The organism is Pseudomonas sp. Sample_14 (assembly GCF_004307515.1).
GTDB classification, from domain to species: Bacteria; Pseudomonadota; Gammaproteobacteria; order Pseudomonadales; family Pseudomonadaceae; genus Aquipseudomonas; species Aquipseudomonas atacamensis.
Genome location: NZ_RCOC01000063.1, coordinates 32,299 through 46,470, shown reverse-complemented (window position 1 = coordinate 46,470; position 14,172 = coordinate 32,299). Strand labels below are relative to the sequence as shown.

Annotated in this window: 12 protein-coding genes; 9 read left to right on the top strand and 3 right to left on the bottom strand. The window is 61.4% G+C overall.

The window, feature by feature from the left end:
- The 3 genes from D8U61_RS14490 to D8U61_RS14480 all read right to left on the bottom strand — a co-directional run.
- A partial coding sequence (locus D8U61_RS14490; protein WP_130888303.1) for a PhoX family phosphatase occupies nucleotides 1–1,880 on the bottom strand: 1,880 nt, incomplete at its 3' end.
- 70 nt (nucleotides 1,881–1,950) lie between these two features.
- The gene (locus D8U61_RS14485) at nucleotides 1,951–2,715 is read right to left on the bottom strand and encodes a TOBE domain-containing protein (RefSeq protein WP_130902412.1); all 765 of its coding nucleotides are present in this window, start codon (nucleotides 2,713–2,715) and stop codon (nucleotides 1,951–1,953) included.
- 91 nt (nucleotides 2,716–2,806) lie between these two features.
- On the bottom strand, nucleotides 2,807–3,541 hold the full coding sequence (locus D8U61_RS14480; RefSeq protein WP_130927166.1) for a ComF family protein: 735 nt from the start codon (nucleotides 3,539–3,541) through the stop codon (nucleotides 2,807–2,809).
- Nucleotides 3,542–3,632: 91 nt separating this feature from the next.
- Between D8U61_RS14480 and bioB the strand changes: the two genes are divergently transcribed.
- From bioB to D8U61_RS14435, 9 genes are all read left to right on the top strand, one after another.
- Nucleotides 3,633–4,688 carry a biotin synthase BioB gene (gene bioB / locus D8U61_RS14475; RefSeq protein ID WP_016772860.1) on the top strand — a complete coding sequence of 352 codons (1,056 nt, stop codon included), beginning with the start codon at nucleotides 3,633–3,635 and terminating at the stop codon, nucleotides 4,686–4,688.
- Between the two features lie 161 nt (nucleotides 4,689–4,849).
- Nucleotides 4,850–6,028, top strand: a complete 1,179-nt coding sequence (gene bioF, locus D8U61_RS14470) for an 8-amino-7-oxononanoate synthase (RefSeq protein ID WP_130927165.1) — start codon at nucleotides 4,850–4,852, stop codon at nucleotides 6,026–6,028.
- The gene (locus D8U61_RS14465) at nucleotides 6,021–6,752 is read left to right on the top strand and encodes an alpha/beta fold hydrolase (protein WP_130927164.1); all 732 of its coding nucleotides are present in this window, start codon (nucleotides 6,021–6,023) and stop codon (nucleotides 6,750–6,752) included. The genes bioF and D8U61_RS14465 overlap by 8 nt, the downstream gene beginning before the upstream one ends.
- Complete coding sequence (gene bioC / locus D8U61_RS14460; protein ID WP_130888256.1) at nucleotides 6,745–7,554, top strand: malonyl-ACP O-methyltransferase BioC; 810 nt, start codon at nucleotides 6,745–6,747, stop codon at nucleotides 7,552–7,554. Before D8U61_RS14465 ends, bioC begins: the two co-directional genes overlap by 8 nt.
- Nucleotides 7,551–8,231, top strand: a complete 681-nt coding sequence (bioD, locus tag D8U61_RS14455) for a dethiobiotin synthase (RefSeq protein ID WP_016772864.1) — start codon at nucleotides 7,551–7,553, stop codon at nucleotides 8,229–8,231. Before bioC ends, bioD begins: the two co-directional genes overlap by 4 nt.
- 108 nt (nucleotides 8,232–8,339) lie before the next feature.
- Nucleotides 8,340–8,636: a pyrroloquinoline quinone biosynthesis protein PqqE gene (locus D8U61_RS14450; protein ID WP_130927163.1), complete on the top strand. Its 297-nt coding sequence runs from the start codon at nucleotides 8,340–8,342 to the stop codon at nucleotides 8,634–8,636.
- 274 nt (nucleotides 8,637–8,910) lie between these two features.
- Nucleotides 8,911–10,716 carry a phenylacyl-CoA dehydrogenase gene (locus tag D8U61_RS14445; RefSeq protein WP_024014564.1) on the top strand — a complete coding sequence of 602 codons (1,806 nt, stop codon included), beginning with the start codon at nucleotides 8,911–8,913 and terminating at the stop codon, nucleotides 10,714–10,716.
- A gap of 192 nt (nucleotides 10,717–10,908) precedes the next feature.
- Complete coding sequence (locus D8U61_RS14440) at nucleotides 10,909–12,198, top strand: GGDEF domain-containing protein (protein ID WP_039757672.1); 1,290 nt, start codon at nucleotides 10,909–10,911, stop codon at nucleotides 12,196–12,198.
- A 90-nt stretch (nucleotides 12,199–12,288) separates the two neighbouring features.
- A complete protein-coding gene (locus D8U61_RS14435; RefSeq protein ID WP_130888255.1) occupies nucleotides 12,289–14,085 on the top strand; it encodes an acyl-CoA dehydrogenase C-terminal domain-containing protein in 1,797 nt (598 codons plus the stop codon).
- Nucleotides 14,086–14,172 lie beyond the last annotated feature (87 nt).

The following is a 14,172-nucleotide window of genomic DNA, read 5'->3' as shown; positions in this document are numbered from 1 at the left end:
TCTTCGCGAGTAATCGCCATCACCGAAGACCTTGGCTTGCCGTTGGGCAGATGCTCGGGGAAGGTCGAACCGCCGTTCTCGCCGGGATGCTGAATCCCGACAAACAGGGTTTTCTGATCCGGCGAGAAGCTGATCCCGGTCACTTCGCAACCCACCGGCCCGACCATGAAACGGCGAATCTCACCGGTCGCAGGATCGGCGCAGAGCATCTGGTTGTTGCCCATCCCGGCGAAGTCGCCAGCGTTGCTCGAGTCGCCGTCGGTGAGAATCCACAGGCGTCCGGCCTTGTCGAAACCCAGACCGTCGGGGCTGTTGAACATGTTCTGCGGGGTGATGTTGGATGAACCACCCTTCGGCGTCCCGGCATGCACGCCCGGGTTGCCGGCGACCACAAACAGATCCCAGGCAAACGTCTTCGAGGCGTGATCGTTGCGGTCGGTGCGCCAGCGCAGAATCTGCCCGTAAACGTTCTTCTCGCGCGGGTTTGGACCGCCCACCGGTTGCCCGTCTTCACCGCGCTTGGCGTTGTTGGTCAGGGTGCAATAAACCTGGCCGTCCTTGGGACTGACGACGATCCACTCCGGGCGGTCCATGCGTGTTGCGCCAACGACGCTGGCGGCAAGGCGCGCGTGGATCAGCACTTCTGCCTGATCGGCAAACCCGCTGCTGGCGTCGATGCCGTTCTTGCCGTGGGTCAGTTCGATCCACTGGCCCTGGCCTTTCGGGTGATCAGGGTTGCCGTCGCCGGCATCGAATTTGGCCACATACAACGTGCCGTGATCGAGGATGTCGCGGTTGGCTTTCTGATTGCGATGGTTGATGCGATCACGGCTGACGAATTTGTAGATGAACTCGCCACGCTCGTCGTCGCCCATGTACACCACAGCGCGACCATCGTCGGTCTCGGCCAGTGCGGCGTTTTCATGTTTGAAGCGGCCCAGCGCGGTGCGTTTGACCGGAGTCGATTGCGGATCGAACGGATCGATCTCGACCACCCAGCCGTGACGGTTGAGCTCGTTGGGGTTCTTGGCCATGTCGAAGCGCGGGTCGTGCGGGTGCCAGTTGATGTCTTTGCTGCTGGCGACAACGCCGTAGCGCTTTTGCGCGGCATCGAACTGCTGCTGGGCGTTGCTGCTGCCGAAGCAGTCGGTGAAGTTTTCTTCGCAGGTCAGGTAGGTACCCCACGGCGTCTTGCCGTTGGCGCAGTTCTGGAAGGTGCCGAGGACTTTTTTGCCGTGCTTGTCGGCGGCGGTTTTCATCAAGTCGTGGCCGCGGGCCGGACCGCTGATGCGCAGCGGCGAGTTACCGTGAATCCGACGGTTGTAGCGCGAGCCCTGGACGAATTGCCACTGGCCGTTCTTGCGCTGCACTTCGATCACCGACACGCCTTCGCAGGCCAATGCCTTGCGCACGTCTTCAGCCGACTGCGGCATGCCGCCATGCGGATATAGATAGCGATAGTTGGTGTATTCGTTGTTGATCGCCATCAGCGCGCGGTTCTTGTCGTCCGGGAAGGCGAACAGGCTCATGCCGTCATTGTTGTCGCCGAACTGCACTTCCTGTGCGGCAGCGGTGCCGTTACCGCTCGGATCGAAGGCCGGGCCGTTCTTGTGCAACGGCTGGCCCCAACTGATCAGCACCGAAGACTTGTAGCCCTTGGGCAGGCTGATGGCGTCGGTGGTCGCCGCCGGAATGCTCTCGAAACCGAGCAGGCGGCTGTTGCCGGCGCTGACGCTGGCGGCCATGACGCTGCGGCTCAGCAGGTTGCCGCCGAGGAACATCGCCGCGCCGCACAAGGCACCGGCGCTGATGAAACCGCGACGGCTGAGGCCGACCATTTTTTCCAGATCAGTGGATTGGTTTTCTTCTAATAGGCTCACATCAGGCTCCCTGCTTGGTTATGGGCAACACCTTAATGCGGGTCGATGACGCTTTTGTGGCAGGGCCGAATCAGAGCGGCGTGCCGATCAGCACGTTGGACGGCGCGCATTGCACCTGCACAGCAGACCCCACGCCGAGTTGCTGGTTGCGCAAGTGCAGCGGTTCGGCCAAGGCGCAAAGTGTCTGGCCGTTGGGCAGGGAAATGCGCACCTCGCTGGGACCGTCCTCGGCATCGAGGATGGCTTCGATGGTGCCGCGCAGCACATTGTGTCCGGGCGTTGTCGACTGATCGGCGCCGAGCAACTCAAGCCAGCCAGCCTTGATCAGCGCCATCACTTCGGTACCGATCTGCAATTCCAGATGTACGGTGCTGTCGTGGGTGATCTGCGCATCCAGAGCAATGCCTTCGGCCAGTTCGAGGTGGATCAGATCGTTGCGCCCCTGCGCCTGAATCGCTGCCACCGTGCCATGCAGTTGATTGCGCGCGCTGGTCCTGAGCATCAGACGCCCGAGCAGGTCGAGATCACTGGCGTCTTCCGCCGCTTCCAGCACCTGCGCCTGCAATGCCTGCAATTTCTGATACAGGCGCAGCACCCGCTCGCCCTCGCTGGACAGTCTGGCGCCGCCGCCACCCTTGCCGCCCACCACGCGCTCGACCAAGGGTTTCTGTGCCAGGTTGTTCAGCTCATCAATCGCATCCCATGCCGCTTTGTAACTGAGCCCCGCGCTTTTCGCCGCGCGGGTGATCGAGCCCTGCTCGGCAATGTGTTGCAGCAGGGCAATGCGCTGCGGGCGGCGGACGATGTGCTGGGACAGCAGGGTGGGCAGGGACATGGCAGAACGCTTCTGGCTCGGGCGATGAGAGGGACGTTGGCCACTTGCAACGCGCGAGTCAAGCCGAACACACAACCTGTAGGAGTTGAGCTCAGGTACCGGGCTTCGGCGTACGAGCCAGGCAATACACATTAACCCGCGCCGCACCAGCATTCATCAACAACCGCGCCAGTGCCTGAGCGGTCGCGCCCGTGGTCAGAACATCATCCACCAGCGCGAAATGGCGGCCGCTTACCTCTGCATCAGGCGCCAGCGCAAAGGCATTGCGCAAATTGCGTTTGCGCGCCTTGGCGTCGAGATCCTGTTGGGCGTCGGTGTCCATGACTCTCCGCAGCAGCTGTTCTTCACACGGCAAATCCAGCGACACACTCAACCAGCGCGCGAGCATCGCCGCTTGATTGAATCCTCGCCGACGCAGTCGTTTATTCGCCAACGGCACCGGTAGCAACACATCGGGTCGCGGCAAGTCCTCGGCGAAGCGATGCTGCAGGTATTGGCCGAGAACGTCGGCGAGCAGGTGACCAAACGGCCATTTCGCGTTGTGTTTAAACCGTGTAATCAGACTGTCCACGGGGAAGCCATAAACCCAGGGCACGGCGACCTGCTCGAAGGCCGGAGGCTCTAGCAGGCACTCGCCGCAAGTCAGGCCATCCGCCGCCAGCGGCAAAGCGCAGCTCTGACAATGGCTGCCGAGCCAGGGCAATTCGGTTTCGCAGGCCTCGCACATTGGCATTTGTGCTTCTGCGGGCTCATCGCACAGCAAACAGGTCTGTACGTTTTTTAAACAGATGTAAACCTGTCCTTGGTATTGCGGTTGACAGCGCATCGCTCTTCCTTAAATATGCCGAACATCCGTGTAGCGCCTGTGGATATTCCATTTTTCCCGGCGCCAGCCAAGCATAACCAAGGAATTGCCCATGAGCGCGAGCACCACCGCCACCCTGCGTCACGATTGGTCTCTGGCCGAAGTCAAAGCACTCTTCGTACAGCCATTCAACGACTTGCTGTTCCAGGCGCAAACGGTGCACCGCGCACATTTCAACGCCAACCGCGTGCAGGTCTCGACACTGCTGTCGATCAAGACCGGCGCCTGCCCGGAAGACTGCAAGTACTGCCCGCAGTCCGGGCACTACAACACCGGTCTGGAAAAAGAAAAGCTGATGGAAGTGCAGAAGGTCCTCGAAGAAGCGGCTCGCGCCAAAGCCATTGGTTCGACGCGATTCTGCATGGGCGCGGCGTGGAAACATCCGTCGGCCAAAGACATGCCGTATGTGTTGAAGATGGTTGAAGGGGTGAAAGCCCTCGGCCTGGAAACCTGCATGACCCTCGGCCGTCTCGATCAGGAGCAGACCGAGGCGCTGGCCAAGGCCGGTCTCGATTACTACAACCACAACCTCGACACTTCGCCGGAGTTCTACGGCAGCATCATCACCACCCGCACTTACAGCGAGCGCTTGCAGACGCTGGCCTATGTGCGTGAGTCAGGGATGAAAATCTGCTCCGGCGGCATTCTCGGCATGGGCGAATCGCTCGACGATCGCGCCAATTTGCTGATCCAGCTGGCCAACCTGCCGGAGCACCCGGAGTCGGTGCCGATCAACATGCTGGTGAAAGTCGCCGGAACGCCGCTGGAAAACGCCGAAGACATTGACCCGTTCGACTTCATCCGCATGCTCGCCGTGGCGCGCATCCTCATGCCGCAATCCCACGTGCGCCTGTCTGCCGGTCGCGAAGCGATGAACGAGCAGATGCAGGCCCTGGCTTTTTTCGCCGGCGCCAACTCGATTTTCTACGGCGACAAATTGCTCACCACCGCCAACCCGCAGGCGGACAAGGACATGCAGCTGTTCGCGCGCCTCGGTATCCAGCCGGAGGCTCGCGAAGAGCATTCCGATGAGGTTCATCAAGCTGCGATCGAGCAGGCGCTGGTGGAGCAGAAGAGTAGCGAGCAGTTCTACAACGCTGCGGTGTAATAAACCGCGCGGATTGCGCTGAAGGAATGCAAAACCCCTGTGGGAGCGAGCCTGCTCGCGAAAGCGGTTTGGCCGCCAACATCCATGTTGGATGTGACGCCCATTCGCGAGCAGGCTCGCTCCCACACGGGATCTGTGTCATCTGAAAAATTGAGGCCTGCATGTCTTTCGATCTCGCCGCACGCCTTGCTGCCCGCCGTGCCGACAACCTCTACCGGCAGCGCCCGCTACTCGAATCGCCGCAAGGGCCGGAAGTGGTGGTGGACGGCCAACCGCTGCTCGCTTTCTGCAACAACGACTATCTGGGCCTGGCCAATCATCCGCAGGTGATCGAAGCCTGGCGCGCCGGTGCCGAGCGCTGGGGTGTCGGCGGTGGCGCGTCGCACCTGGTGATCGGCCACAGCAGCCCTCATCACGCGCTGGAAGAAGCACTCGCCGATCTGACCGGACGCCCACGTGCGCTGCTGTTCACCACCGGCTACATGGCCAACCTCGGCGCGGTCACCGCGCTGGTCGGGCAGGGCGATACGGTGCTCGAAGACCGGCTCAATCATGCCTCGTTGCTGGACGCAGGCCTGTTGTCCGGCGCGCGTTTCAACCGCTATCTGCACAACGACGCCGAAAGCCTGGGCAAACGCCTGGAGAAAGCCACTGGCAACACACTGGTGGTGACCGATGGCGTATTCAGCATGGACGGTGACATCGCCAACCTGCCGGCGCTGGCCCGCGCGGTCAAGGCCAAAGGCGCGTGGCTGATGGTCGACGATGCCCACGGCTTCGGTCCGCTGGGCGCCAACGGTGGCGGCATCGTCGAGCATTTCGGCCTGAGCCAGGACGATGTGCCGGTGCTGGTCGGTACCCTCGGCAAAGCCTTCGGCACCGCCGGGGCCTTTGTCGCCGGCAGCGAAGAGTTGATCGAAAGCCTGATCCAGTTCGCCCGCCCGTACATCTACACCACCAGCCAACCGCCGGCGCTGGCCTGCGCGACGCTGAAAAGCCTCGAGCTGCTGCGCAGCGAGCACTGGCGCCGTGAGCACTTGCAGATGCTGATCCGCCAGTTCCGCCACGGCGCCGAGCAGATCGGGCTGGAGCTGATGGACAGCTTCACGCCGATCCAGCCGATCATGATCGGCGATGCCGGGCGCGCCGTGCGGTTGTCGCAGATGCTGCGCGAGCGCGGGCTGATGGTGACCGCAATTCGCCCACCGACCGTGCCTGCCGGGAGCGCGCGCCTTCGCGTGACGCTGACCGCCGCCCACAGCGAGGCGCAGGTGCAACTGTTGCTGGAAGGGTTGGCAGATTGTTTCGCCCGATTGTCATTGGAGCCAGGCCATGCGTAATCGTCTGATTCTGCTGCCCGGCTGGGGCCTCGGCGTGTCGCCGCTGGAGCCGCTGGCCGCAGCATTGCGTGGCCTCGACGAACATCTGCAGGTCGAGATCGAACCGCTGCCGGAGCTGGATTCCGCTGATCTTGAAGACTGGCTCGACGAACTCGATGCGCGCATTCCACAGGAAGTCTGGCTCGGTGGCTGGTCGCTGGGCGGCATGCTCGCCTCTGAGTTGGCAGCGCGACGCGGTGAGGTGTGCTGCGGGCTGCTGACGCTGGCGAGCAACCCTGCGTTTGTCGCCCATGAACAGTGGCCGAGCGCGATGCCTGGCGAGACGTTCGATGCGTTTCTTGCCGGTTGCCAGGCCGATCCGCGTACCACGCTCAAGCGCTTCGCTCTGCTATGTGCGCAAGGTTCGCCAGATCCGCGTGGCTTGTCGCGGTTGCTGCTCGGTGGCGCGCCAGCCACCGCGCCGGCCGCGCTGATGGCAGGGCTGGAGCTGCTTGCGCAACTGGACACACGCCAGGCGTTGCAGGGGTTTCGCGGGCCGCAGTTTCATCTGTTCGGCGGACAGGATGCGCTGGTCCCGGCGGAAGCGGCCGGTGCATTGTTCGCGCTGTTGCCGGATATCGAAATTGGTCTGATCGAACAGGCCAGCCATGCTTTTCTGCTGGAGGACCCGCACGGAGTCGCGGGCGCGATCCAGGCTTTTCTTCATGAGTGCGCTGATGACTGACCTGTCCCTTGTGCTGCCTGGGGGCTTGCCCGACAAGCGTCAGGTGGCGGCGTCTTTTTCCCGTGCTGCGGCCAGTTACGACAGCGTCGCCGAGTTTCAGCGTGACGTCGGCACGCAGCTGCTTGAGCGTTTGCCTGGGAGTTTCATGCCGTCGCGGTGGCTTGATCTCGGTTGCGGCACCGGCTACTTCACCCGAGCGCTGGCCTCGCGTTTCACCCAGGGCAGCGGTGTCGCGCTGGACATTGCCGAGGGCATGCTCAATCACGCACGGCCGTTGGGTGGCGCTGAGCATTTCATTGCTGGCGATGCCGAACGGCTGCCGTTGCAGGATGCGAGCGTCGATCTGATTTTCTCCAGTCTCGCGGTGCAATGGTGCGCCGACTTCGAGGCGGTGCTCAGCGAAGCCATGCGCGTGCTGAAACCGGGCGGGATTTTTGCGTTTGCTAGTCTCTGTACAGGGACGCTGTTCGAGTTGCGTGACAGTTGGCAGCAGGTCGACGGGTTGGTGCACGTCAATCGCTTCCGCGAGTTCGCCCGCTATGAACAGTTATGTGCCGGCAGTGGCTTGCGCACTGTGACTCTGGAAAATCAGCAGCACGTGTTGCATTACCCGGATGTGCGCAGCCTGACTCACGAGCTGAAGGCGCTGGGTGCACACAATCTGAATCCCGGCCGGCCGGGCGGTTTGACCGGACGGGCGCGGATTCTCGGGCTGATCGACGCGTATGAGCGGTTCCGTCAGGCGTCGGGGCTGCCGGCAACGTATCAGGTGGTGTACGCCGTGTTGGAGAAACCTCTATGAGCGCAGCCTATTTCATCACCGGTACCGACACCGATGTCGGCAAGACCACGGTTGCTGCCGGATTGCTCCATGCGGCGCGGTCGGCAGGCTTGAGCACGGCGGCGGGCAAACCGGTGGCTTCCGGGTGCGACGTCACGCCCAAGGGCTTGCGTAATTCCGATGCTTTGGCGCTGCTGGCCGAATGTTCGTTGCCGCTGACTTATCAACAGGTCAATCCGGTGGCGTTCGAGCCAGCGATCGCTCCGCATCTGGCGGCGCGCGAAGCGGGAGTGGCGCTGACGGTGCAATCGCTGCTGGCGCCGATGCGCGGGATTCTGGCGATGAACGCCGATTTCACCCTGATCGAAGGCGCGGGCGGCTGGCGGGTGCCGTTGGCGGATCAGGACAATCTGTCGGACCTGGCGATTGCGCTGAAGCTGCCGGTGATTCTGGTGGTGGGCGTGAGGCTGGGGTGCATCAGTCATGCGTTGCTGACCGCCGAGGCGATTGCCCGAGATGGCCTGCAATTGGCGGGGTGGGTGGCCAATATTATCGATCCGAAAACTTCGCGGCTGGAGGAAAACCTTGCGACCCTGGCCGAGCGCATTCCCGCGCCGTGCCTGGGCCGGGTGCCGAAACTCAAGGCGTTGAGCGCCGAAGCGGTGGCCGAGCATTTGCAACTGGATTTGCTCGATTAAGTTTCTCGCTATGAACAGGCACTGTGCCATTAGTGTTTTTGACGGGTGTTTTGCCGGCGCGTCTGCTTCAATGGCGAGCATTGATCCTTTGCAGGGATGAGAGTGACTATGGAAATCTCCGGCAACACAGCTTTTTATGCGGGGTTGAGCTCGATTCAGTCCGGGCAGAACCGCGTCGATCAGGCGGCCAGCCAGATCGCCAACAACACCATCGAACGTTCGGTGACCAGCCAGTCGTCCGAAGTGCAGGTCAATCGCCTTCGCGGCGTGGATCGCGCACAAGAATCGGATCTGACGAGCAATATCGTCGAGCTGTCGCAGGGCAAGATCCAGGCAGAGCTGGGTGTGAAGGTGGCCAAGGCTTCCGACGAAGTGCTCGGGACGCTCATTGATACCTTTGCCTGAATGAGTTTGTTCTAGATACCGAAACGCCGCGCCCTGTCGCGGCGTTTTTCGTTTAAGTCCTTCTTGCTCAACTAATCTTTTTACAACGCCCGTGGCTTAAGTGAAGCCGCGGCGATTTCCAGTTTCCGGCATTTGAATAATGTGATGACGAACGGCAAAAGAACGATGCTTGACAAGATTTCGGCGTAAACGTATGTTTCAAACAACTGTTTGACCGTCACAACAACTCAATACGGTCGTTCATTCCCGGTTACATCAGCAGAGGTTTATCGCTATGCCTGACTACAAGGCCCCCTTGCGTGATATTCGCTTCGTTCGTGACGAGCTGCTCGGCTACGAAGCGCACTATCAGAGCCTGCCAGCGTGCGCAGACGCCACGCCGGACATGGTTGACGCCATCCTCGAGGAAGGCGCCAAGTTTTGTGAGCAGGTACTGGCGCCGCTGAACCGCGTGGGCGACATCGAAGGTTGCACCTGGAGCGAGTCCGGCGTGAAAACCCCGACTGGCTTTAAAGAGGCCTACAAGCAATTCGTCGAAGGCGGCTGGCCAAGCCTGGCCCACGACGTTGAGCACGGCGGCCAAGGTCTGCCTGAGTCGCTGGGCCTGGCGGTCAGCGAAATGGTCGGCGAAGCCAACTGGTCGTGGGGCATGTACCCAGGCCTGTCGCACGGTGCGATGAACACCATCTCCGAGCACGGCACCCCTGAGCAGCAGGAAGCCTATCTGACCAAACTGGTATCCGGCGAGTGGACCGGCACCATGTGCCTGACCGAACCGCACTGCGGCACCGACCTGGGCATGCTGCGCACCAAGGCCGAGCCTCAGGCCGACGGTTCCTACAAAGTCTCCGGCACCAAGATCTTCATCTCGGCCGGCGAACACGACATGGCCGATAACATCGTCCACATCGTACTGGCGCGTCTGCCGGATGCTCCGGCTGGCACCAAAGGCATCTCGCTGTTCATCGTTCCAAAGTTCCTGCCAAACGCCGATGGCACCATTGGCGCGCGCAACGCAGTGAGCTGCGGTTCGTTGGAACACAAGATGGGCATCCACGGCAACGCTACCTGCGTGATGAACTTCGACGGCGCCACTGGTTACCTGATCGGCCCGGCGAACAAAGGTCTGAACTGCATGTTCACCTTTATGAACACCGCTCGCCTCGGTACCGCACTGCAAGGACTGGCTCACGCCGAAATCGGCTTCCAGGGCGGTCTGAAATACGCTCGTGATCGCCTGCAAATGCGCTCGCTGACTGGCCCGAAAGCGCCGGACAAAGCCGCTGACCCGATCATCGTCCACCCGGACGTGCGCCGCATGCTGTTGACCATGAAGGCGTTCGCCGAAGGCAACCGCGCGATGGTCTACTTCACCGCCAAGCAAGTCGACATCGTCAAATACGGCGTCGATGAAGAAGAGAAGAAGAAGGCCGACGCACTGCTGGCATTCATGACCCCGATCGCCAAAGCGTTCATGACCGAAGTCGGTTTCGAAGCCGCCAACCACGGCGTGCAGATCTACGGCGGCCACGGCTTCATCGCCGAGTGGGGCATGGAGCAGAACGTTCGCGACAGCCGCATCTCGATGCTGTACGAAGGCACCACCGGCATCCAGGCCCTCGACCTGCTCGGCCGCAAAGTGCTGATGACTCAAGGCGAAGCTTTGAAAGGCTTCACCAAGATCGTCCACAAGTTCTGCCAGACCAACGAAGGCAACGAAGCCGTCCAGGAATTCGTCGCGCCGCTGGCTGCACTGAACAAGGAATGGGGCGAGCTGACCATGAAGGTCGGTATGGCCGCCATGAAAGACCGCGAAGAAGTCGGCGCGGCCTCCGTGGACTACCTGATGTACTCCGGTTATGCCTGCTTGGCCTACTTCTGGGCGGACATGGCGCGTCTGGCTGCGGAAAAACTGGCTGCCGGCACCAGCGACGAGGCCTTCTACACCGCCAAGCTGCAAACCGCGCGCTTCTACTTCCAGCGCATCCTGCCGCGTACCCGTACGCACGTGGCCACTATGCTGTCGGGTGCTGGCAACCTGATGGACATGAAAGAAGAAGACTTCGCACTGGGCTACTAAGCCTTAACACAGTCTGAGGAAAACCGCTGCTCCCGTTAGGGGGCAGCGGTTTTTTTTGTTTGCGGATCGCTCAGATAGTCGAGCTTCCGGCCGTTACAGAGACCGTGTGTGATCTGGATCACATTGTATGGGCTTGGCCGCACTTTGCAGGCACAATGCCATCTCTTTGCTATGACGGGTCGGAGCTTACCCTTGCCGCGTTCTTCCGCTGTGCGTTTCAGCCATTTCCTGCCATCACTGCTGTTATTGCTTGCGGGGCTGGCGGCTGCGTACGTCAAAGACCTCAGCGTATTCTTCACATCGCTGTTCAACGTCCTGCCGACATTGGTTCTGCTCCTAGGTGGCGCGTATTGCGCGGTGTACCGACGTCAGCGCGAACTGTTTCTGATGCTGACGGTGTACATCGCCTACTTTCTGCTGGACACCCAGACCGATTTCTACCGCGACAACGGCAAGGTCCGCGAAGACGCTGCGGTGGTGTTTCATCTGGTCTGCCTGCTGCTGCCGTTGTTGTTCGGATTATTCGCCGCATGGCAGGAACGTACCCATCTGTTTCAGGACATGGTCGCGCGCTTTGCCGTGCTGCTGGCATTTGGCAGCGTGGCGCTGGGACTGGAGCAAAGTTACCCACAGGCGCTGCTGCTGTGGTTGTCGGAGATCCGCTGGCCGGCGCTGCACGGCGCGTGGATGAGTCTGATCCAGTTGTCCTATCCGGTGTTCATCTCGGCCTTCCTGCTCCTGGCCTGGCAATACTGGCGCAACCCGCGCCCGCTGCACGCGGCGCAACTGGTCGGCTTGCTCGGGGTGTTCTGGATGCTGCCGAAGACCTTCATTCTGCCGTTCACCCTGAACATCATGTGCAGCCAGGTGATGCTGATGATCGCCGCGGCGGTTGCGCATGAGGCCTATCAAATGGCCTTCCGCGACGAGCTCACCGGTCTGCCGGGACGTCGCGCGCTCAACGAACGCATGCAGCGTCTGGGGCGCAACTACGTGCTGGCGATGAGCGACGTCGATCACTTCAAGAAATTCAACGACACCCACGGTCATGATGTCGGTGACCAGGTGCTGCGCCTGGTCGCCAGTAAACTGTCGAAGATCAGCGGTGGCGGTAGGGCGTATCGCTACGGCGGTGAGGAATTTGCCTTGGTGTTTGCAGGCAAAACCCTTGAGGAGTGCATGCCGCATCTGGAAGTGATCCGCGAATCGATCGCCTCCTACAGCATTCAGCTACGCAACCAGGAAAACCGCCCGCAGGATGATCAGCAAGGTCGCCAGCGCCGTAGCGGTTCCGGGGCTTCGGCGGTGTCGGTGACGGTGAGTATCGGCGTCGCCGAACGTGTCGAGCAGCGCACCCCTGAAGAAGTGCTCAAGTCCGCCGACCAGGCGTTGTACAGCGCCAAGGGCGCCGGGCGTAACTGCGTCATGGCATTCGGGCAGAACCGCCGTGGCGCGGTGCGCATGGACGCTGCTGCGGGTTGAGTGATGACGGCGCATTCAGCGCCTGCACGATGATTGCCGCGCGTGGTGGCCAGCAGTAGGTTGGAGGAATCTGCTGACGGAGAAGCCACCATGCCCGAGTACAAAGCTCCCCTGCGCGACATGCGCTTTCTGATCGATCACGTCTTCGACTTCCATACCAACTACGCCAATCTCGGCGCGCATGACGCCAGCCCGGACATGATCAGCGCGATCCTCGAAGAAGGCGCGAAGTTCTGCGAGAACGTGCTGGCCCCGCTCAATCGCAGCGGCGACGAAGAGGGCTGCCATTTCGACAACGGTGTGGTGACAACGCCTACAGGCTTCAAGCAGGCCTTCGCACAATATGTCGAGGGCGGCTGGCACGGTTTGGCGGCTGATCCGGCTTACGGTGGCCAAGGGTTGCCGAGCTCGCTGGGACTGGTGATCAGCGAGATGGTCGGCTCCAGCAACACGTCATGGGGCATGTACCCCGGCCTGACCCACGGCGCGATGTCGGCGATCCACGCCCACGGTACCGCCGAGCAGAAAGACACCTACCTGAGCAAACTTACCGCTGGCCAGTGGACCGGCACCATGTGCCTGACCGAAGCCCACTGCGGCACCGATCTGGGCATCATCAAGACCCGCGCGGTGCCACGGGCCGACGGCAGCTACGCGATCACCGGCAGCAAGATTTTCATTTCCGCCGGCGAGCATGACCTGAGCGACAACATCATCCATCTGGTCCTGGCCAAGCTGCCGGACGCACCGGCCGGAACCAAGGGCATTTCCCTGTTTATCGTGCCCAAGTTCCTGCCCGATGCAGCAGGCGAAGCGGGAGAGCGCAATGGCGTTTCCTGTGGCTCGATCGAGCACAAGATGGGCATCAAGGCTTCAGCCACCTGCGTGCTGAACTTCGATGCCGCCACCGGTTACCTGATCGGCGAGCCGAACAAAGGCCTCAACTGCATGTTCACCATGATGAATCACGCGCGGCTCGGCACCGGCATGCAGGGGCTGTGTCTGGGCGAGGCGAGTTTTCAGGGTGCGATCAAGTACGCCAATGACCGCCTGCAGATGCGCGCGCTGACCGGCGCCAAGGCCCCGGAAAAACCTGCCGATCCGATCATCGTCCACCCCGATGTGCGGCGCATGTTGCTGACCATGAAAGCCTTCAACGAAGGCAACCGCGCGCTGACCTATTTCACCGCGCAGATGCTCGATGTCGCGCACCTGAGCAGCGACGCCGAGGCGCGTCAGGAAGCCGAAGACCTGTTGGCGTTCCTCACGCCGATCTGCAAGGCCTTCATGACCGACACCGGGCTGGAAGTGACCAACCACGGCATGCAGGTGTTCGGCGGCCACGGTTTCATTCGTGAGTGGGGCATGGAGCAACTGGTGCGCGATTGCCGGATTGCGCCGATCTACGAGGGTACCAATGGCATTCAGGCGCTGGACCTGCTTGGGCGCAAAGTGCTGGGCAGTCAGGGCAAGCTGCTGCGCGGCTTTACCAAAATCGTCCACAAGTTCTGCGCAACGAACGCCGACCACGCGCAATTGGGCCGCTTCATCGCGCAACTCAACGGGCTCAATCAACAGTGGGGCGACCTGACCATGAAGGTCGGCATGGCCGCCATGAAGAACCCGGACGAAGTCGGCGCCGCATCGGTGGATTACCTGATGTACAGCGGCTACATCATCCTTGGCTACCTGTGGCTGCGCATGGCGTTGGTTGCCCAGACACAGCTGGAGGCGGGCGAGGGTGAGGCTGACTTCCTCAAGGGCAAACTGGCGACGTGCGAGTTCTACTTCAAGCGCTTGTTGCCGCGTACGGCTGCGCATCAGGCAGCGATCGAGGCAGGCAGTGATTGTTTGATGAATATGCCGGCGGAGGCATTTGCTTTGTAGGGCGGATCGAAAGATCGCGGCGATCTTTTGCTGGTGACCAAAAATAACAAATCAGTCACCGGCTGACCCTATGTGTCGCAAAAGTTG

Coding starts and splice junctions, on each gene's coding strand:
- D8U61_RS14435 (WP_130888255.1), top strand. CDS start 12,289: ATGCCCGAGTACAAAGCTCCCCTGCGCGACATGCGCTTTCTGATCGAT.
- D8U61_RS14445 (WP_024014564.1), top strand. CDS start 8,911: ATGCCTGACTACAAGGCCCCCTTGCGTGATATTCGCTTCGTTCGTGAC.
- bioD (WP_016772864.1), top strand. CDS start 7,551: ATGAGCGCAGCCTATTTCATCACCGGTACCGACACCGATGTCGGCAAG.
- D8U61_RS14480 (WP_130927166.1), bottom strand. CDS start 3,541: ATGCGCTGTCAACCGCAATACCAAGGACAGGTTTACATCTGTTTAAAA.
- D8U61_RS14465 (WP_130927164.1), top strand. CDS start 6,021: ATGCGTAATCGTCTGATTCTGCTGCCCGGCTGGGGCCTCGGCGTGTCG.
- bioF (WP_130927165.1), top strand. CDS start 4,850: ATGTCTTTCGATCTCGCCGCACGCCTTGCTGCCCGCCGTGCCGACAAC.
- bioB (WP_016772860.1), top strand. CDS start 3,633: ATGAGCGCGAGCACCACCGCCACCCTGCGTCACGATTGGTCTCTGGCC.
- bioC (WP_130888256.1), top strand. CDS start 6,745: ATGACTGACCTGTCCCTTGTGCTGCCTGGGGGCTTGCCCGACAAGCGT.
- D8U61_RS14450 (WP_130927163.1), top strand. CDS start 8,340: ATGGAAATCTCCGGCAACACAGCTTTTTATGCGGGGTTGAGCTCGATT.
- D8U61_RS14485 (WP_130902412.1), bottom strand. CDS start 2,715: ATGTCCCTGCCCACCCTGCTGTCCCAGCACATCGTCCGCCGCCCGCAG.